This is a genomic window from Shewanella sp. M16, assembly GCF_018224605.1.
GTDB classification, from domain to species: domain Bacteria; phylum Pseudomonadota; class Gammaproteobacteria; order Enterobacterales; family Shewanellaceae; genus Shewanella; species Shewanella oncorhynchi.
This window is the reverse complement of record NZ_JAGTUL010000140.1, coordinates 1-332: the sequence shown is the minus strand read 5'-3', so window position 1 is coordinate 332 and position 332 is coordinate 1. Positions and strand designations below refer to the sequence as shown.

Genomic DNA, 332 nt, shown 5'->3' with positions numbered 1-332 from the left:
CTAACATGTACTAATGACTCGAGAGGCTTAACCATACAACCCAGATGGGTTTTACTGAAAATGTTCCAGACATTTTCTAGCACTTCCTCCTTCCATGGAGGTCGTACGAAAAGCCTTAGACAGAATACAGATACTTGATAAAGTTTGAACTCAAACAAAGCAAATCAGCTTTCCGAATTATTATTAACGTGAGCCAGAGATGGAAACGGTAATAAACAGAATTTGCTTGGTGACAATAGCCTTGTGGAACCACCTGATCCCATCCCGAACTCAGAAGTGAAACGCAAACGCGCCGATGGTAGTGTGGGGTCTCCCCATGTGAGAGTAGGTCA

Annotated in this window: 1 rRNA gene; it reads left to right on the top strand. The window is 43.4% G+C overall.

From position 1 onward, the window contains the following. Positions 1–225: 225 nt before the first annotated feature. Positions 226–332: ribosomal RNA gene (gene rrf / locus KFE26_RS23775) — 5S ribosomal RNA — on the top strand; the annotation flags it as partial.